At 60.6% G+C, this 19207-nt stretch carries 15 protein-coding genes; 6 read left to right on the top strand and 9 right to left on the bottom strand.

Going from position 1 to position 19207, the window contains the following annotated elements; genetic code table 11:
* Positions 1 to 298: 298 nt before the first annotated feature.
* Positions 299 to 1972, top strand: a complete 1674-nt coding sequence (locus BLL36_RS05345; RefSeq protein ID WP_076950424.1) for a DEAD/DEAH box helicase — start codon at positions 299 to 301, stop codon at positions 1970 to 1972.
* A gap of 203 nt (positions 1973 to 2175) precedes the next feature.
* On the opposite strand, the gene BLL36_RS05350 is transcribed toward BLL36_RS05345, so the two are convergent.
* Entirely contained in the window at positions 2176 to 2943 is a 768-nt protein-coding gene (locus BLL36_RS05350; RefSeq protein ID WP_076950425.1) for a DODA-type extradiol aromatic ring-opening family dioxygenase, read from the bottom strand.
* 103 nt (positions 2944 to 3046) lie between these two features.
* On the opposite strand from BLL36_RS05350, the gene BLL36_RS05355 reads away from it, so the two are divergent.
* Positions 3047 to 3703 carry a thiopurine S-methyltransferase gene (locus BLL36_RS05355; RefSeq protein WP_076950426.1) on the top strand — a complete coding sequence of 219 codons (657 nt, stop codon included), beginning with the start codon at positions 3047 to 3049 and terminating at the stop codon, positions 3701 to 3703.
* Between the two features lie 172 nt (positions 3704 to 3875).
* Here the strand turns inward: BLL36_RS05355 and htpX are convergent, their stop codons facing one another.
* On the bottom strand, positions 3876 to 4763 hold the full coding sequence (gene htpX, locus BLL36_RS05360; RefSeq protein ID WP_076950427.1) for a protease HtpX: 888 nt from the start codon (positions 4761 to 4763) through the stop codon (positions 3876 to 3878).
* Between the two features lie 304 nt (positions 4764 to 5067).
* Entirely contained in the window at positions 5068 to 6279 is a 1212-nt protein-coding gene (locus BLL36_RS05365) for a pyridoxal phosphate-dependent aminotransferase (RefSeq protein WP_063032067.1), read from the bottom strand.
* Positions 6280 to 6480: 201 nt separating this feature from the next.
* Here BLL36_RS05365 and msrB point away from each other — a divergent pair, with 201 nt between their 5' ends.
* Positions 6481 to 6873 carry a peptide-methionine (R)-S-oxide reductase MsrB gene (gene msrB, locus BLL36_RS05370; RefSeq protein ID WP_076950428.1) on the top strand — a complete coding sequence of 131 codons (393 nt, stop codon included), beginning with the start codon at positions 6481 to 6483 and terminating at the stop codon, positions 6871 to 6873.
* A 140-nt stretch (positions 6874 to 7013) separates the two neighbouring features.
* On the top strand, positions 7014 to 7499 hold the full coding sequence (locus BLL36_RS05375) for a glutathione peroxidase (protein ID WP_076950429.1): 486 nt from the start codon (positions 7014 to 7016) through the stop codon (positions 7497 to 7499).
* A 9-nt stretch (positions 7500 to 7508) separates the two neighbouring features.
* Here BLL36_RS05375 and BLL36_RS05380 read toward each other — a convergent pair whose 3' ends face one another.
* Positions 7509 to 9818 (bottom strand): hybrid sensor histidine kinase/response regulator, encoded by a 2310-nt coding sequence (locus BLL36_RS05380; protein ID WP_076950515.1) that lies wholly within the window; start codon positions 9816 to 9818, stop codon positions 7509 to 7511.
* Between the two features lie 163 nt (positions 9819 to 9981).
* On the opposite strand from BLL36_RS05380, the gene BLL36_RS05385 reads away from it, so the two are divergent.
* Positions 9982 to 10872, top strand: coding sequence for an ATP-binding protein (locus BLL36_RS05385; protein WP_076950430.1), 891 nt, complete (start codon positions 9982 to 9984; stop codon positions 10870 to 10872).
* A complete protein-coding gene (locus BLL36_RS05390) occupies positions 10869 to 11351 on the top strand; it encodes a GAF domain-containing protein (protein ID WP_076950431.1) in 483 nt (160 codons plus the stop codon). Before BLL36_RS05385 ends, BLL36_RS05390 begins: the two co-directional genes overlap by 4 nt.
* A 164-nt stretch (positions 11352 to 11515) precedes the next feature.
* Here the strand turns inward: BLL36_RS05390 and BLL36_RS05395 are convergent, their stop codons facing one another.
* The 5 genes from BLL36_RS05395 to BLL36_RS05415 all read right to left on the bottom strand — a co-directional run bounded on the left by BLL36_RS05395 (position 11516) and on the right by BLL36_RS05415 (position 19178).
* Positions 11516 to 15151 (bottom strand): transporter substrate-binding domain-containing protein, encoded by a 3636-nt coding sequence (locus BLL36_RS05395; protein ID WP_076950432.1) that lies wholly within the window; start codon positions 15149 to 15151, stop codon positions 11516 to 11518.
* 8 nt (positions 15152 to 15159) lie between these two features.
* Entirely contained in the window at positions 15160 to 15786 is a 627-nt protein-coding gene (locus BLL36_RS05400) for a response regulator transcription factor (RefSeq protein ID WP_076950433.1), read from the bottom strand.
* A gap of 250 nt (positions 15787 to 16036) precedes the next feature.
* Positions 16037 to 16438 carry a response regulator gene (locus BLL36_RS05405; RefSeq protein WP_076950434.1) on the bottom strand — a complete coding sequence of 134 codons (402 nt, stop codon included), beginning with the start codon at positions 16436 to 16438 and terminating at the stop codon, positions 16037 to 16039.
* A gap of 173 nt (positions 16439 to 16611) precedes the next feature.
* Positions 16612 to 17943 carry a deoxyguanosinetriphosphate triphosphohydrolase gene (locus BLL36_RS05410; protein ID WP_076950435.1) on the bottom strand — a complete coding sequence of 444 codons (1332 nt, stop codon included), beginning with the start codon at positions 17941 to 17943 and terminating at the stop codon, positions 16612 to 16614.
* Positions 17944 to 18014: 71 nt separating this feature from the next.
* Positions 18015 to 19178, bottom strand: a complete 1164-nt coding sequence (locus tag BLL36_RS05415; RefSeq protein ID WP_076950436.1) for an EAL domain-containing protein — start codon at positions 19176 to 19178, stop codon at positions 18015 to 18017.
* Between the last annotated feature and the right edge of the window lie 29 nt (positions 19179 to 19207).

The following is a 19207-nucleotide window of genomic DNA, read 5'->3' on the forward strand; positions in this document are numbered from 1 at the left end:
CAAAGGCTTTGACGCAGCAGGGTTTATCCGCACTTTCCGATAAAAAAAGCTCCCTTTTTCAGCTATTTCCGGTATAGTGCGCGCCGGCCTTTAACCGGGCCGCGTTTAGGTAGCGCAATTCCCCGAAGTCAGCTTCGGCTGCACGTCCGCACAGCGGACTCTCCCTTGACGAATCTTTTTCATTCATTCGTTTTCGCAAATCCCCGCCGACAAAGCAGCCAGGGCGACTCTTGAGTCTCAACACGGCATGCGCAGCTTTGGAGCATGGGTCTTTGCGGATGCACTTAGAGGCAGACCCATGACCCAGGAAACCGGCGGCTTCGCCGCTTTTAATCTTAACCCGAACATTCTTGCAGCCGTCATTGCGACCGGCTACGAAGAACCTTCGGCGATTCAGCAGCAATCGATCCCGATCATCATGGCCGGCCAGGACATGATTGGCCAGGCGCAAACCGGTACCGGTAAAACCGCCGCGTTCGCCCTGCCTATCCTGCACTGCATCGATCCTGCCAAGCGCGAACCGCAAGCCCTGATCCTGGCGCCAACGCGTGAGTTGGCGCTGCAAGTAGCAACCGCTTTTGAAACCTACGCCAAGCAAATGCCAGGCGTAACTGTCGTGGCCGTCTACGGCGGCGCGCCGATGGGCCCGCAACTCAAGGCAATCCGGAATGGCGCACAGATCGTTGTCGCCACCCCGGGCCGCCTGTGCGACCACCTGCGTCGTGACGAGAAAGTCCTGTCGACCGTGAACCACCTGGTTCTGGACGAAGCTGACGAAATGTTGAAGCTGGGCTTCATGGATGACCTGGAAGTCATCTTCAAGGCACTGCCACCGACCCGTCAGACCGTGCTGTTCTCGGCCACCCTGCCACAGTCGATCCGCGCCATTGCCGAACGCCACCTGCGCGATCCGCAACACGTGAAGATCCAGACCAAGACCCAGACCGTTACCGCGATCGAACAGGCTCACCTGTTGGTTCACGCTGACCAGAAGACCTCGGCTGTATTGAGCCTGCTGGAAGTCGAAGACTTCGACGCCCTGATCATGTTCGTGCGCACCAAGCAAGCGACCCTGGACCTGGCCAGTGCCCTGGAAGCCAAAGGCTACAAAGCCGCTGCGCTGAACGGTGACATTGCCCAGAACCAGCGTGAGCGCGTCATTGAGTCCCTCAAGGATGGCCGCCTGGACATCGTTGTAGCGACCGACGTTGCTGCCCGCGGCCTCGACGTTCCACGTATTACCCACGTGTTCAACGTTGACATGCCTTACGATCCGGAATCCTACGTTCACCGTATCGGCCGTACCGGCCGTGCCGGTCGCGAAGGTCGTGCACTGTTGCTGGTGACTCCACGTGAGCGCCGCATGCTGCAAGTGATCGAGCGTGTAACCGGTCAGAAAGTCGCCGAAGTCCGCCTGCCGGATGCCCAGGCCGTTCTCGATGCCCGCATCAAGAAACTGACCAACAGCCTGTCACCACTGGTGGCTGACGCTGAATCGACCCACGGCGAATTGCTGGACCGCCTGACCGCCGATATCGGTTGCACCCCGCGTGCCCTGGCCGCAGCTCTGCTGCGTAAAGCCACCAACGGTCAGGCCCTGACCCTGGCAGCCATCGAGAAAGAACGCCCACTGGTACCGAACAACGCGCCACGCGGTGATCGTCCAGAGCGTACTGGCGACCGTCCAGACCGTGGTGATCGTGAGCGTCGCGCTCCGGTTCCATTGGCCGAAGGCCGTGCGCGTTGCCGTACCGCGCTGGGCGCGCGTGATGGTATCGCTGCCAAGAACCTGCTGGGCGCTATCCTCAACGAGGGTGGCCTGGCACGTGAAGCCATCGGTCGCATCCAGGTCCGTGACAGCTTCTCCCTGGTGGAGCTGCCGGAAGACGGTCTGGAAAAGCTGCTGACCAAGCTCAAAGATACACGCGTTGCCGGCAAGCAACTGAAGCTGCGTCGCTACCGCGAAGATTGATCCGCCCTTGGGCTGATTGATCGCACATAAAAAATCCCCGACTGGTTCGGGGATTTTTTTTACCTTGGATTTCAGATTTTGGAGCTGCACTCAGTTCAATGTGGGAGCTGGCTTGCCTGCGATGACGGTGGCTCAGTCACCACAATTGTCACTGATACACCGCCATCGCAGGCAAGCCAGCTCCCACAGAGGGCGGCGTTTCGTCAGCCGAAGCGGTAGATGTCCATCCCCAGCGCACCCAGGGTGAACCCTTGGTGCGCCACGCTGAAATCACCCCCCGCGCCTCGCGCAAAGTACAACGGCAACAGATGCTCATCCGTTGGATGACTGCGCACGGCATTCGGTGCCTGACGACGATAATCGTGCAAGGCGGCTTCATCATCGGCTGCCAGTTTATCCACCACCCAATCCCGGAAATCCCGTGCCCAGGGCTCGATGCTCTCAGGTCCTGCGTGCCAGTCCAGCTCGCCCAGGTTGTGGGTGATGCTGCCCGAGCCGATCAGCAGCACATCGCGCTCGCGCAGGCCGGCGAGCGCATGTCCGACCCGAGTCTGCAGCGCCGGGCCCATGCGGCTGGGCAGGGATACCTGTACTACCGGGATATCCGCCGCCGGGTACATCAACGACAGTGGCACCCATACGCCATGGTCAAAGGGGCGGCGCTCGTCGATACGAGCATCCAGGCCGTCGGCCTGCAGCCACTCGACAATCTCACCGGCCAATTGCGGATCGCCCGGTGCCGGGTACTGCACGGCAAACAATTCACGCGGGAAACCGCCAAAGTCATGCCAGGTTTGCGGCGCTGCGCTGCCGCTGACCAGGAGTTCCTGGCTTTCCCAGTGCGCCGACACCACCACGATTGCCTTCGGTCGTGGCATTCCTGCGGCCAGCCGCTGGAGGGCCGGGCCGCTGGCGCCGGGTTGCAGGGCGAGCATGGGCGAACCGTGGGAGATAAACAGGCTGGGGAGCATAAGAGGGGTCCTGAGCGTTAACATGGGCTCATCTTCAATCAGTTCATCAATCAAAATCTAATATAAGTTTTAACGCCTTTTCATCGAATTTTCGGGGTGATCCATGGAGCCAGAGTTTTGGCGGGAGCGCTGGGCGCGCGATCAGATCGGCTTTCATCTGCCTGAGGTCAACCCTTATCTGCAGCGGCACTGGCCGCAACTGGCGCTCGCCGAAGGCGGCCAGGTACTGGTGCCCTTGTGCGGCAAAAGCCTGGACTTGATGTGGTTGGCCAGCCATCGGCTGCGGGTATTGGGCGTGGAGCTGTCGCAGCAGGCCGTGGAGGCGTTTTTCAATGAGCAGAACCTTACGCCGCGTATCACCGAGCGGGGCGCCTTCAAGGTGTATCAGGCTGATCTGATCGAAGTGTGGTGCGGCGACTTCTTTGCCATGGGTGCCGAGGCGTTGGCCGATTGCGCTGCGTTGTATGACCGCGCCGCACTGATCGCCTTGCCGCCATTGATGCGTGCGCGATACGCCGAGCACCTGAACCGCCTGTTGCCCCCAGGTTGCAAGGGATTGCTGGTCACCCTTGATTACGACCAGGCGCAAAAGGCCGGGCCGCCGTTTGCGGTGACGGATGATGAGCTGGAGGTGTTGTTCGGTTCGCACTGGCGCTTGGACGTGCTGGAAGAGCAAGACATCCTGGGGGAGAGCTGGAAGTTTGTGCAGGACGGCGTTACGCGGCTTGATGAGCGGGTGTATCAGTTGACCAGGCGCTGAGCCTGCCATCGCCATCGCGGGCAAGCCCGGCTCCCACATTGCCCGCGTCGTTCACAGCTTGGGTGGGCCAACGAAGATCCTTGTGGGAGCCGGGCTTGCCCGCGATGACGATATCCGCACCCACAAAAAAAGGGGCGATCAGATCGCCCCTTTCGGTGTTGCTGGCGGGCTGTCAGCCCCGACGACGCAGTGCGTCGATACGTTCTTCCAGCGGCGGGTGGCTCATGAACAGGCGAGCCATGCCCTGCTTGATACCGCCGTTGATGCCAAAGGCCGTCAGGCTGTCCGGCATGTGCACCGGCAGGCCCTGTTCGGAGCGCAGGTGTTGCAGCGCTGCGATCATCGCACCGGTACCGGCCAGGCGGGCACCGGCTTCGTCTGCGCGGAACTCCCGTTTGCGCGAGAACCACATGGTGATCGCGCTGGCCAGGAAGCCCAGCACCAGCTCGGCGAAGATGGTCGCCACGAAGTAGGCAATGCCGCGGCCGCCTTCGTTCTTGAAGATCACCTTGTCGACAAAGTTACCGATGATCCGCGCGAAGAACATCACGAAGGTGTTCACCACGCCCTGGATCAACGCCAGGGTGACCATGTCGCCGTTGGCCACATGGCCGATCTCGTGGGCCAGCACCGCCTTCACTTCATCGTAGGAGAAGCGTTCCAGCATGCCCTGGCTTACCGCAACGAGTGCATCGTTCTTGTTCCAGCCGGTGGCAAAGGCGTTGGCTTCATAGGCCGGGAAGATCCCGACCTCGGGCATCTTGATGCCGGCTTCGCGGGACAATTGCTCGACGGTCTGCAGCAACCATTGCTCATGCCGGGTGCGTGGTTGAGTGATCACCTGGGTGCTGGTGCTCATCTTCGCCATCCATTTGGAGATGAACAGCGAGAACAGCGAGCCGGCAAAACCAAAGACCGCACAGAAAACCAGCAGCTGATTGAGGTTCAGGTCAACCCCGTTGGCCGCCATGAACCCGTTGAAGCCGAAAAGGCTCAAGGTAATGCTGGCAATCAGCACGACCGCAAGGTTAGTGGCCAAGAACAGCAGGATGCGCATCATGGTTGTAGAGTTCTCCTCATGCTTAATATGTCGCGTACTGCGGGGTATATAAGGTGCGCCATGGGGTGATTCAACCGAGCGACTATTTCAAACTGTGTCCTACAGCCGGAATGAAGAGTCTTGAAGGGCATTTCCGACACGAAAAAGACGGCGTTATCGCTGCGCCGGTGCGTTGCGCCCCAGCAATTACAGGGGCTGGGTGCCTTTTGCCCGGCCAGTAAGGTGCTGCAGTGGTGCCTGGGCAGAGAAGTGTTGCCAGATACGCGCTGTACGACCGATTGCCGTTCGTACAGCGCCATCTACGCTACTGGCGATAGGACTTGAGGAAGTTGCCGATGCGACCGATGGCCATCTCCAGGTCATCCACGCGCGGCAGCGTCACCACGCGGAAGTGATCCGGCCACGGCCAGTTGAACGCAGTGCCTTGCACCACCAGCAGCTTTTCCGACAGCAACAGGTCGAGCACGAACTTTTCGTCGTTCAGGATCGGGCATACCTTGGGATCGATCCGCGGGAACGCGTACAGCGCGCCCATGGGTTTCACGCAGCTTACGCCCGGGATTGCGTTGAGCAGTTCCCAGGTGCGGTTGCGCTGCTCGAGCAGGCGGCCCTGGGGCAGGACCAGGTCATTAATGCTCTGGTAGCCGCCCAGGGCGGTCTGGATGGCGTGCTGGCTTGGCACGTTGGCACACAGGCGCATGTTGGCCAGCATGTCGATGCCTTCGATGTAGCTCTGGGCGTTGTGCTTGGGCCCGGAGATGGCGATCCAGCCGGAGCGGAAACCCGCCACGCGGTAAGATTTGGACAGGCCGTTGAACGTCAGGCACAGCAGGTCCGGCGCCAGGGATGCGGTGCAGATGTGCACGGCATCGTCGTAGAGGATCTTGTCGTAGATCTCATCGGAGAACACCACCAGGTTGTGCTGGCGCGCCAGTTCCAGCATGCCCAGCAGCACTTCCTTTGAATACACGGCACCGGTCGGGTTGTTCGGGTTGATGATCACCAGGGCCTTGGTGTTCGGGGTGATCTTGGCCTTGATGTCGGCCAGGTCCGGGAACCAGTCGGCGCCTTCATCGCACAGGTAGTGCACCGGGTGACCGCCGGCCAGTGTGACGGCGGCGGTCCACAGCGGATAATCCGGCGCCGGCACCAGCACTTCATCGCCATTGTTGAGCAGGGCCTGCATGGACATCACGATCAGCTCGGACACGCCATTGCCCAGGTAGATGTCTTCGATGCCGACACCTTCGACCTGCTTTTGCTGGTAGTACTGCATCACCGCCTTGCGCGCGCTGAACAGGCCCTTCGAATCGCTGTAGCCCTGGGCGGTGGGCAGGTTGCGGATCACGTCCTGGAGGATTTCGTCCGGCGCTTCGAAACCAAAAGGCGCCGGGTTGCCAATGTTCAGCTTGAGGATGCGATGGCCTTCCTCTTCCAGGCGTTTGGCGTGCTTGAGCACTGGGCCGCGAATGTCGTAGCAGACGTTGGCGAGCTTGTTCGATTTGCTGACCTGCATGGCGATGTGATCCTGAAAATGAACGATCCAGACGGTGTGGGCACTACCGTACTGTGAATCCGCCGGGGCCGCCCCCATAAATACGTTTGAATGCCGGTAGCGCGGGTGCCAGACTGGCGTTTTGAAGAGGCGCAATCATACGTGCCGCCTGATCCACGGAAAAGATACAGATCAGGGTTTTTCAGTTGCCGAGGTGTACCGATGGAAAAGTTGCAGAAAACCGTTGAAGAATGGAAGACGATGCTCGACCCGGAACAGTACAACGTGTGCCGTCTCAAGGGCACCGAGCGACCGTTCAGCGGCAAGTACAACGCCACCAAAACGGAGGGCGTTTACCATTGCATTTGCTGCAACGAGCCACTGTTCGATTCCCGTGCCAAGTTTGATTCCGGCTGCGGCTGGCCCAGCTTTTATGAGCCGATCGCCGACAGCGCAATGATCGAGATCCGTGATGTCAGCCACGGCATGATCCGCACCGAAGTCACTTGCGCCAAATGCGACGCGCACCTGGGTCATGTGTTCCCGGACGGTCCGCCGCCGACGGGCCTGCGTTATTGCATCAACTCGGTGTGCCTGGACTTCGTCCCGCGCTAGTTATAAGGCTGTAAACCGATCGAAAATGTGGGAGCGGGCTCCCACATTGATATCGCGCCATCATCGCGGTCAATTAAATTGTACTCAATCGAGTTGGCTACTATGTTTCTCCCTCTTTAATCCCTTATCGAGCCACTGCCATGAGCGACAACCTGCTGAGCATCCCTTGCACTACCATCAAAGGTGAGCAAAAGACCTTGGCCGATTTCGCCGGCAAGGCCATCCTGGTGGTCAATACCGCCAGCAAATGTGGCTTCACCCCGCAGTACAAGGGCCTGGAGCAACTCTGGCAGCAGTACAAGGACCAGGGCCTGGTGGTGCTGGGTTTTCCGTGCAATCAGTTCGGCAAGCAAGAGCCGGGTAACGAGGGGGCGATTTCCGAATTCTGCGAGTTGAACTTTGGTGTCAGCTTCCCGCTGTTCAAGAAGGTCGACGTGAATGGTGGTGCTGCCCACCCGTTGTTCGTACAGCTGAAAAAGCAAGCGCCGGGCCTGCTGGGTACCAAGGGGATCAAGTGGAATTTCACCAAGTTCCTCATTGGCCGCGATGGTCAGGTGGTCAAGCGCTTTGCCCCGACCACCAAGCCGCAGGACCTCACCCAGGAGATCGAAGCCCTGCTCAAATGAGCCGGCAGGTCAGAGACTTGTCGTCTTCGGCACCCACAGCTCCAGCAAGCCGCTGAGTTCCTCACGGCGAAACGGCTTGGCCAGGTAGTCATTCATGCCCGCGGCCCGGCACCGCTCGCGCTCCTCGGACAGCGCGTTGGCGGTCAAGGCGACGATCGGCAGGTCGGGCCAGCGCCCGCTGCGACGGATCTGCCGGCTGGCCTCGTAGCCGTCCATCACCGGCATGTTGCAGTCCATCAGCACCAGGTCGAAGCGTTGGTCTTCGAGAAACCTGAGCGCCTCGCCACCGTGGGCGGCCACGATCACTTCACACCCCAGCTTGCTGAGCATGCCCTTGGCCACCAGTTGGTTGACCGGATTGTCTTCCACCAGCAGGATACGGGCCCGGTGTGCCAGTGGCGCGGCTTCTATCTGGATCGGATCAAGGACCAGTCGGGCATCGCTGCGCAAGTTGCGTTCCAGGATCTGATACAGCGCGTTGCGGCTCAATGGGCGCGCCTGTTGCTGCAACGGTGCCAGTGCCGCGACTTCTTCGCTGGGCATGAAATTGCCATAGGCGGTCACCAGCAGGATCGGCGCGCCGATAAAAGGCCGCAGGCGAAACAGGCATTCGGGGCAGTCGGTGATCAGCAGGTCTGGGTTTTGCCCGCTCAGATCGTCGTCTTGCGTGTAGCAGCGGGGTGTCAGCGCCCAATGCGGCAGCAAGGTAGTGAGCAGTTCGGTCAGACCGCTGCCGGCATTGGTGATCACGATCACTTCACCCTTGAGCGGTGGCGGTGGTACCGCAGGCAAATGCACCGGCAACGGCAGGTCGGCGCAGAACTGGCTACCGAAACCCACCTCGGAACTGATGCTCAGCCGGCCCTTCATCGCTTCACACAAGTTGTGCGTCAGCGCCAGGCCGAGGCCGGTGCCGCCAAACTGGCGCGTGATACCGGCGCCGGCCTGGGTGAAGGGCTGGAAGATCTTCACCTGAGCCTCCTGGGCAATACCGATACCGGTATCGCAGACCTCGATGCGCACCCGGTCATCAAGCGCGCTGAGGCGCACATCCACTCGGCCGAAGCGCGTGAACTTCAGGGCGTTGGACAACAGGTTGCTGACGATTTGCCGCACACGGGTCGGGTCGCCGAGCACCTGGGCGGGAAACCGCGGGTCGATCAGGCAGGTCAGTTCGACGCTGGGCGCCGCGTTTTGTGACAGCAGGTTGGCGGTGTCTTCCACCAGCGAGCCCAGATCGAAGGGGATGCGCTCCAGCTCCAACTGGCCGGCGTCGAACTTGGACAGGTCGAGGATATCGTTGAGCAATTCCACCAGCACCTTGCCCGAATCATGGGCGATGGACAGTTGCTGGCGCTGTTCGGCATTGAGCGGGCTGTCCAGTGACAGCGCGATCATCCCCAGCAGGCCGTTGAGCGGGGTGCGGATCTCGTGGCTCATATTGGCCAGGAATGCCGCCCGCGCCTGGGCCATGTTCACTGCATGCATCTTTGCCGCTTCCAGTTCGTCGTTGGACTGGCTCAGCCGCTGGTTGCTGGCCTTGAGCTCCAAGGTGCGCGCCGAAACGATGTCTTCCAGTTGCGCCAGGTATTCGGTCAGTCGATCTTCGGCATGACGGCGTTGCTGGATCTCGGTCTCCATGTTTTCGAACTGCTGGTTGGCAACCTTCACCAACACGCCGATTTCGTCGTGTTCGTGGCCAGGCGGGCAATCCAGGCGTGCCTGCTTGCGGTTGCTCAGCTCACGGATAATGCGTACCAGCGGTTGGGTCAGCATCACGTAGAACAAGCCCAGCAGGATGCCGGTCAGCAGCAGGCTGCGCACGAAACCGTTGAGCAGGGTTATCTCGGCACGGCGCAGAAAGCGGCTGCCAAAGGCATAGGTGTCCACGTCCAGGCGCAGGATGCCGAGGGACTCGCCGGGCAGGTGGCTGAGGAACAGGCGGTCTTCAAACCGACGGTTGGCACCAAACAGAAAGTCACTGAGGGGGCGGTAGCTGCTTTCCTGGCGCGGCCGTTCGACATCGGCGAGTACAACGCCGTTATTGTCGATCAGCTGGGCATGAACGATGGCGGGTGAGTGCAGCAGGCCCAGGGTCAGTTCCTGGGCCAGTTCGGCGTCGATGTTGTAGGCGATGCGTGACGCGGGGTTGTGGCTGATTTCGATCAGCGAGCGAATTTCGCGGTTGATGGATGCGTCTTCGCTGGCATAATCAATGCCGATCTGGATCAGGCTGAGCAAGGTTCCCAAGACGAAACCGACCAGCACCGTCAATCTGGCTTGTTTATAAGACAAGCGGTGGGCGAACTTGATATCCATCGAGTGTTGAACCACTTCACGTTTCCCTTCGCCCGGCAAGCATAGCTGAACATCCACACGCTCTGGCTTGCCCGGCATGAATCATTTTTTACGCAGCCTTGTGCGGTCTGCCGCAGGGTTGCCAATACGCCATCTTTTGCAAGAACTTGCCAGAGGAATAATCGTGGATTCTCGATTGAGTGCCTTTCTTGAGCGCGCCGATGCAGTGCTCACCCGCCTGGAGCCGTGGTTGCCCGCGCCCCGTCAAGCCATCGATTGGAACCAGTGCCTGGCTGCCCGCTGGCAACGTGAAGGGCGCAATGGTTTCCTGCTACCGCTGGACGTGAGCCTGGACATGCGCCTGTCCGACCTGATCGGTGTCGACAAGCAACGTGAAACCCTGGCGCGCAACACCCAGCAATTCATCGATGGCCTACCCGCCAACCATGCGCTGCTATGGGGGTCGCGCGGCACCGGCAAATCCTCCATGGTGCGCGCCTTGCTGGCGCAGCACGCCAAGGCCGGCTTGCGCCTGATCGAAATCGAGCGTGACCACCTGGCCGATCTGCCGCGGGTGGTCGAGCAACTGCTCAAGCTGCCGCAGCGTTTTATCCTGTTCTGCGACGACCTGTCATTCGAGGCCGGCGAAGGCGATTACCGCGTGCTCAAGAGCGTGCTCGACGGCTCCCTCGAACAGGCCCCGGAAAACGTGCTGCTGTATGCCACTTCCAACCGCCGTCACCTGGTGCCGGAAAACCAGAGCGACAATGACAACTGGAAGCGCGTGGATGGCGAGTTGCACCCCAGCGAAGCAGTGGAAGACAAGATCGCCCTGTCCGACCGTTTTGGCTTGTGGCTGTCGTTCTACCCGTTTACCCAGGAGCATTTCCTGGACGTGGTGGAGCACTGGATCGGCGAACTGGCGAACAAGGCCGGCCTGCAGTGGCAGCGCGACGACGCCCTCGACATCCTTGCCGTGCGCTGGGCGACCGGACGCGGCAACCGCAACGGCCGTTGCGCATACCAATTCGCCCGTTACTGGGTGGGCCTCAAATTGCTGGAGCGTCAACCATGATCGACCTGCAAACCGCCGGTACTGGCCTGCAAGGCTATGGCATGCTCTGCGCACAGTTGGAATCGCTGCTGGCCGATGAGCGGGATTTCATCGCCAACAGTGCGCAGTTTTCGGCGTTCCTGTTCAACCAACTCGACGACTTGAACTGGGCCGGCTTTTACCTCAACCGTAACGAAGAGTTGGTGCTCGGACCGTTCCAGGGCCAGATCGCCTGTGTGCGCATTCCCTTCGGCCGCGGGGTATGCGGTGCGGCGGCGGCGTCACGGCAAACCCAGCGGGTGGAGGATGTGCATGAATTTCCCGGACATATCGCCTGCGACAGTGCGTCGAACAGCGAGTTGGTGGTGCCATTGGTCAAGGACGGCAAACTGATTGGCGTGCTTGACCTCGACAGCCCGTCGCTGGGGCGGTTTACTCTTGAGGATCAGGCCGGTATTGAACAGCTGGCGGCGATTTTCCTGCGTTTGACTGATTGCTGAAGCACGGATATCCACACCCCTGTAGTGAGCGGGCTTGCCCCGCGCTGGGTGGCGAAGCCGCCCCAATCGGAACACCGCATTCTGTCTGAAGGATCGCGGTGAATGGTTTTGGGGCGGCTTCGCCACCCAGCGCGGGCGGTGCGACGATTCGACAAGCCCGCTCACTACTGTGAATCCAACTTGTGAAGCTGCACTCGCAATAACCTCTCCAGTTCCAGCATGAGCTTCTCCAGGCACTTCACACCTGCTTCAACCAGCAGCCAGTCATCTCCCCGAGCGCACGCCTGTTCAACCGCTTCACACTGCCCGGCAAGCGGCGTCGCCTGGACGATACGCGCCGCGCCCTTGATCTTGTGCGCCTGCTCGACAATCTCCTGAAGCGGGGCATGGGCTTCAAGCAGGGCTGTCAGTTCATGGCGATCATGTTGACTGCTGCTCAACAACTCCTCCAGCAAACGCCGGCTCAATTGCGGATCGCCGCCGGTCAGGGCCTCGAAGTTGCCGAGGTCCAGGTTCAGATCGGTGGGTTGAGGGCTGATCTGCGCCAATTGCCGCTCCAGTGCCGTAAGGCTGATGGGTTTGAACAGGCAATCGTTCATGCCCGCTTCAGCGCAGCGTTGCTTCTCTTCAGGCTGGGCGTTGGCGGTAAAACCCAGGATCACGCAGGGCGCCAGTTGCTCACGCTGTTCGTACTCGCGGATCGAGCGGCTCAGCTCGTAGCCGTTCATGATGGGCATGTTGCAGTCGGCGATGATCAGGTCGAAACGTTCCTGGCGCCAGGCCTGGAAACCCGCGGCGCCGTTCTGGGCGGCGGTGTACTGGTGTCCCAGGTAAGCCAGTTGCTGGCACATCAGCAAGCGGTTCGCGGGATGATCATCCACCACCAGTACATTGAGCACCGGTGCGGTCGCGGGCGCCGAGGGTGTGTGTTCCACCCGTAGCTGTTCCGGCTGCAAGCGCGTCATGTTCAGGTTGACGTGCACCTGGGTGCCGACCATGGGCACGCTGCTCAGGCTCAGTTGCCCGCCCATCATCGCGCACAGGCTGCGGCAGATCACCAGCCCCAGGCCGGCGCCGCTCCTGGCCAGTTGCCCGGAATTGTCGGCCTGGGCAAAGGGTTCGAACAGGCGCAATTGATCATCTCGGCTGATGCCTATCCCGGTGTCCTCGACCACCAGTTTCATCTCGACCTGCTGCGCCTGCTCGGTGGGCAATACCTCCACCTTGATCTTCACCTGGCCGCGCTCGGTGAACTTGATGGCGTTGCTGACCAGGTTCGACAGCACCTGCTTGAAGCGCAGGGGGTCGACCAGCACTTCGGTGTCGTCCAGGTTGGGCTTGAACTCAAGGGACAGGCTGAGGGTTTTCTGGCGTGCCAGGCCGTCGAAGACACGCACTACCGACTCGATGACTTCCCGCAGGTTGACGCGCTCCGGTGCCAGGCTCAGGCGCCCGGATTCGATGCGTGCGATGTCCAGGATATCGCCAATCAGTTCCAGCAGGTCCTTGGCCGAGTTGTACGCCACTTCGATGGCCGGGCGGTCGAGATGGCCCTGGTCGGCGCGCTTGAGGGTCAGTTCGAGCATGCCGATCACCGCGTTCATCGGCGTGCGGATTTCATGGCTCATGGTGGCGAGGAACGTGCTCTTGGCCCGGTTGGCCTCGTCGGCGCGCTCTTTGGCGGCGCGGATTTCGTCGAACAGTTGGCGCCGCTCGCTGATGTCGATCCAGCCGCCAATGATGCCTTGCACTTCTCCGATGGAATCGCGGTACGGCAGGATCCAGTGGTAGATCGTCAGTTTTTTTCCGCGGATATGCAGGGTGCGGTCCAGGATCAGCGGGTTGCCCTCGCTCATTACCCGCTGGTAATCGTCGTGATATTGAACGGCTTCGGTTTCCAGGGCCTCGCTCATCTGGATGGCGCTTTTGCCGATCACGTCCTCGCGCTTGACGTCGAACACCTGCAGGTAGCTGTCATTGCAGGTCTGCAGCAAGCCGTTTCGATCGCGCACATAGATCGGGTGCGGAGTCTCGTTGACCAGCGCGCGCATGAATTCGAACTGGTCACTGAGGGCGCGTTCGGCCATTTTGCGGTGCTTGATCTGGCGACGCATGTAGGCGTTCCAGCCCAGGGAGATCAACAGCAACAGCCCGGTTACGATGATGATGCGTGCGATCAGTTGGTGATAGTTGCGCCAGTAGCTATCGGAGGCCGAGGTGTAGCCTCGCCAGCGACTGTTGATCACCCCCAGTTCATCCGGGGCGATGCTCAGCAGGGCTTTATCGAGGATCGAGCTGAGCTCGGTGGCACCGCGCGCGGTAGCCAGGGAAAAGGTGGCGGGGAAGGTGCCGATGCCGCTGCTGATCTGCAATTTGTCCTGGAACACCTGGGACGACAGGAAATAGTTGGCCACCACCAGGGAATTCACCGCGCCTTCCACGTGCCCTTGGGCCAGCAGTTCGGACGCCTTGAAGGTGTCGCTGGCCTTGACCAGTTGGATCTCTGGATAGTCGCTGCGCAGGAAGGCTTCCAGGGGGTTGCCGGGGGTGAGTGCCAGGCGCTTGCCGGCCATTTGCTCCAGGTTCGCCGGCGCATTGGGCTCATTGCGAGTCAGCAGCACGTAGGAGTTTTCCAGGTAAGGTCGACTGAAGTTCAGCTGGGCCTCCCGTTCAGCGCTGGGCACGATTGCGCCGATGATGTCGATGTTGCCGGCGTCGACCTGTTCGATCATCGCGTTCACGTCTCGGCCTCGCTGCATCTCGAAGCGCAGCCCGGTACGCAGGCGAATCAGCTCGAGCAAGTCGGCGGTGATGCCACGGAAGTTGCCGTCCGCATCAAAGAAGGTCAGTGGCGCGAAGGTCTCGTTCACGATCACTTTGACCACCGGGTGGTCCTTCAGCCAGCGCTCCTCGCGTTGGGTCAGTTGCAGCTTCTCGGCGGTCAGCAGGATATCGCTGCCGGTGCTCCAGCGCTTGGCGATCGCCTCCCGCTCAGCGGCAGGCACGGCGGTCAATACCGCGTCGACGATACTCAGGAGGATGCGCTGGTGTTGAGGCATGGCAAAGCTGAAACCGTAGGCCTCGTGCTTGCCGAAGTTGGCCATGCGGATGTTTTTCAGGTAGCCCTTGTTGATCATGTAATGAGTGGAAATGGTATCGCCGAGGAAGACGTCGGCCTGATCGAATGCCACCGCATTCAGGGCGTTTTGATAAGAGGGGTAGGTGCGGATGATCGCCTTGGGGTACAGTTTTTCCACCTCGCTCAGGGGCAGGTAGTGGTAGACCAGCGACAGGCGCATCCCGGCCAGGCCATCATCCAGGCTGCGCGTCTCACCCTCGCGGGTGACCAGTACCGGCTGGTCCACGGCGTAGGGTTCTGACAATGTAAGGTTCGGGTTTTGCGCCTCGAAACCGTTGGAGGAGCCCAGCAGATCGATCTCCCCGCTTTCCAGCGCGCGAATCGCTTCCTCCCGGGAGGCGTAGCGCAACACCTTCACCGGCAGCGCCAGGGCCCTGGACAGCAGGCCGGCGTAATCGGCGGTGAGGCCCTCATAGTCGCGGCCGCTGGAGGTGAGGTCGAAGGGAGGGTAGTCAGGGGATGCGGCGCCCAGCACCAATTCACGCTTGTTTTGCAGCCATTGACGCTGGGTCTTGTTCAGGTGGGTGTCCAGTTGAAACGAGCCTGAACGGCTCAATAAGGTGAGATATTCCGGGCCCGTTGGTTGGTTCGCGAGCACGACGGTGCTCAAGCACAGACTGGCACTCAATATGATCAGGTAGTCCTTAATACGGCTGGGCATCCACTTTCTCACACTAGCGCGTTTCGTTTTGCCATCTCGATAAGGTCTACCAAGGATTTGGCTTGAAGTTTTTGCATCAGCCGCTTTTTATAAGTACTCACTGTTTTATTACTAAGGAACATACCTTTGGCAATTTCCTTGTTAGTGCGGCCTTGTGCAAAAAGTTGTAATACCATTAGTTCCCGGTCATTGACGGACTTGAACAGTTCAAGTTCCTGGGACTCCACGCCCTCTACACCGCTGGTGGTGAGTGCCTGGCTGGGGAAATAGTTGTAACCGGACAACACCGCGCGAATGGCGCTGAGCAATTCGCTCAGGTCGCCTTCCTTGCACACATAGCCATCGGCGCCCGAGCGCATGCAGCGCGTGGCGAACAGCGTGGGCGACTGGGCCGTCAGGATCAGGGTCTTCATCGACGTGTTCATCGCGTTGAAGCGGCAAAGCACTTCGAGCCCGTCCAGCTTGGGAATGCTGATATCCAGGATGATCAGGTCCGGCAGGCATTCGCGGACCATTTGAATGGCGTCGCATCCGTTATCTGTTTCGCCGACCACTTTATAGCCTTCGTGCTCCAGCAACATTCGGATGGCAAGCCGTATAACCGGATGATCATCGATAATAAAAACTGTGTTCATGGTCACATTCCGTGCAAGTGCAAAATAAAGTGGGCACATTAGCTCAGAAGCGGAGTAAGGCGCATGAGCTCAGGGGGGAGTAGGTATAAAACAGGAATATTCCTACAGTAAAAAAGGTAATGGCCTACTGGTCGCTAAGGCTTCATGAAGCGATAGGTCAGTGTTCGAGGAAGAAGTGGGTTAAAGGCGGCTGCCATGGATTTAACGGTGGCAGTACCGGCTCTTTTCGTCGGGCAATAGTGTTTAAATCCTACAAGCGTGACTTCAGTAATGGGCAGAGCAAGTGCGCCAGTTCATCCCTGTTCAGCGGTTTCGATAAATAGCCGAGCAGTGGCAGGCCACGATCGACGGCCTGGTTTATCAAACTGGCGAGTTCCGCCACCGGCAATCCGCTCAGCAGGATGGCGGTCGTGGTAAAGCGCCTGCGGCTGGCGATCTCGATCAGTTCGAGTCCCGGCAGGTCGGGCAGGCATTGATCACACAGGATAATGTCGAAGGGTACCTCGGCCTGCGCCATGGCACAGATTGCCTGCTCGGCGTTTTCGGCCGGGGTCAGCCTTGCGAAGCCGAAGCTCCTCAGCAGGCACTGGGTGGCGAGGAGTTGAAAGGGATGATCCTCCACCAACAGGATACGAAGCGGATAGCTGGGCATTGGGGGCCACACGGTGAGTCAAGCGTCGAGGGAGGGCGCGTAGGAACAGGTCGCCAGCGTCGCCGGGAGCGTGCGTGATTATTCATCGTGTGTTTGTGCGAATTCGATCAGGCCGCTCTGTTCCCTTTGTAGGTGGATTCCTTAGAGGAGACAGGCGGCTTGATCGTGCTCGTTTATTGAGGGCTGGAACGCCCGGTCATTTCCCGCGCCATTTCGGTGGCATAGCTGTCGGTCATGCCCGCGATGAAGTCGATCATGCGCAGGAACGAAGCGTGCAGCGGCCACTCGGGGTTTGGTGCGTTGTTGCCCAGCAAGTCGAGAATGCGTCGGTTCTTGAACGACGGCGTGCGCCCGCCATGCTGTTCCAGTGCCGCGCCGCAGAAAGCGTTCAGGAGGATTTCCAGCGTGGTGTAGGCGCCGATTTCGTGCAGGGTCTTGCGCTTGTCCTGGAAGATCTTCTTGCGCGCCATGTCCTTGGCATCCAGAACGCAGCGTTTGGCGGGGCCGTGCATGTGTTCCACCAGATCGCCGGGCAGCGTGCCGGCCAGCAAGGCATCCTGCTGCTCGACGAAGGCCCGCGCCGCCGCGTTGGTCAAATGCTCGATGGCCTTGCCGCGCAGGATCGCCAGTTTGCGTCGCCGCGAATCCTGCGCGCCGAGTTGGCGATAGGTCTGGGGCAGGTCATCGCCCACCAGGTCCAATAGCAGCGACTCGACTTCGGCGTATTCCAGCAACTGCATTTCCAGGCCGTCTTCCAGGTCGATCAGGGCGTAGCAGATGTCGTCCGCCGCTTCCATCAGGTACACCAGCGGGTGCCGGGCCCAGCGTTGTTCTTCCAGTTGCGGCAGGCCGAGCTTGTGGGCGATCTGCTCGAGGATCGGCAGCTCGCTCTGGTAGCAGCCGAACTTGTGTTTCTTGTAGCCCAGGGAATCGGCGTGTCGGGCGGTCCAAGGGTATTTCAGGTACGTGCCCAGGGTGGCGTAGGTCAGCCGCGTACCGCCGTCGAACTGGTGGTATTCGAGCTGGGTCAACACGCGAAAGCCCTGGGCGTTGCCTTCGAAGTTGAGGAAGTCGTTGCGCTCGGCGCTGCTCATGTCATCCAGCCAGCCACGTCCTGCGGCCTGCTGGAACCAGTGGCGAATGGCGTCTTCACCGGAATGCCCGAACGGCGGGTTGCCGATGTCATGGGCCAGGCAGGCCGATTGCACCACCATGCCCAGGTCGCTCGGGTCGCACCAGTCGGGCAGGGCGCCGCGCAGGGTCTCGCCGACGCGCATGCCGAGGGAGCGGCCTACGCAGCTCACTTCCAGGGAATGGGTCAGGCGGGTATGGATATGGTCGTTGCTGGAGACCGGGTGCACTTGGGTCTTGCGGCCCAGGCGACGAAACGCGCCGGAGAAGATAATACGGTCGTGGTCTTTGTGAAACGGGCTACGTCCCAGTTCTTCCGGGCTGTGCAGCGGTTTGCCAAGACGTTCGCGGGTCAGCAGGGTGGGCCAATCCAAGGCGGATGCTCTCCGTAGGGTGAATGACCCTCCCAGCTTCCCGGTTCAGCGCGGCCTGGGCAAGCGAAAATCTACAACCCGGCCGCGTCGATATCGATTAAGAGCAAACGCTGACCGTTCTCGAAGAATTGTCCGGCGGTGAGGCAATACCGGTTGGTGGTCGCGTCGCGGTAGGTCGAGGACAGGCTCAGGCGGCGCTCCTCCCAACCTTCGGCCAGCAGGTGATAAAAGTAGGGGCGCCACGACCAGTTGTGGCCCAGGTAGCGGCTGTCGGCCTGCCAGGCGTCCTGGTGCCATTCGAAGTTGGGCGTCAGTTGGGTGCCATGCCGGTCGCACTGGTAGAAGCGCAGCAGCCAGGGAAACGCCGGCAGATGCGGCAGTTGGCTCAGCGGCGCCTGTGCCTGGGCCCAGGTTTGCAGGATATTCATCAGCTCGGCCAATTGCTGGCGCAGTTGCATGATGCGCCCGCGCTCTGCCAGCTTTTGCTGGACGTAGACCGTGCGCAGCTGGGCGAAACGCGGCACGAAGGCGTCGGTGGCGAACCAGTCCAACCGGGCCTGGGCAAACAGATAGCCCTGCACATAGCGCGCGCCGCATTCCAGGGCAAAGCTCAACTGCGCTTCGGTCTCCACGCCTTCGGCTATGATCCAGCAGCCGGTCTTCTCGGCCATTTGCGCCAGGGCCCGCACCACTTCGCTGCCAGGCCCGCCGCGGGCGGCGTCCTGGAACAGGCGCATGTCCAGCTTGAGAATGTCCGGCTGCAATGCCAGTACCCGGTCGAGTTGGGAATAACCGGCGCCAAAGTCGTCGATGGCGATGCGCGCGCCGGCTTCGCGGTAACGCGCCACCACGTCAGCCATCCGCTGGATGTCGCCACCCTGTTCAGTGATCTCGAACACGATGCGCCGCGGATCGACGCGGTGCTTGTGGATTTGCTTGAGGCTCGGCAGCGCCTGGCCGGGGCGTAGCCGGTTGATCCAGCGTGGCGAGATGTTCAGGCTCATGAACCAGTCTTCAGGCGCTTCGTGCAAGCGGCTCAAGGCGTTGTCGCGGATCTGCCGGTCGAGGCGTCGCAAGGTTACACCTGGCGTGCGTGGGTCGGCGAACAGCGGGCCGACGGACTGCAAGCGGCCATCCGCCTGGCGCAGGCGGCCCAAGGCCTCGACGCCGGCGATGCGGCCCGTGGCGGTGTCGATAAACGGTTGGAAGCAGGCGAGCGGTTGCCCGTCGATCACGGGGCCTCCTTAAGAGAGGTGGCGAAAAA

This window comes from Pseudomonas cedrina subsp. cedrina, assembly GCF_001983175.1.
GTDB lineage: Bacteria > Pseudomonadota > Gammaproteobacteria > Pseudomonadales > Pseudomonadaceae > Aquipseudomonas > Aquipseudomonas cedrina.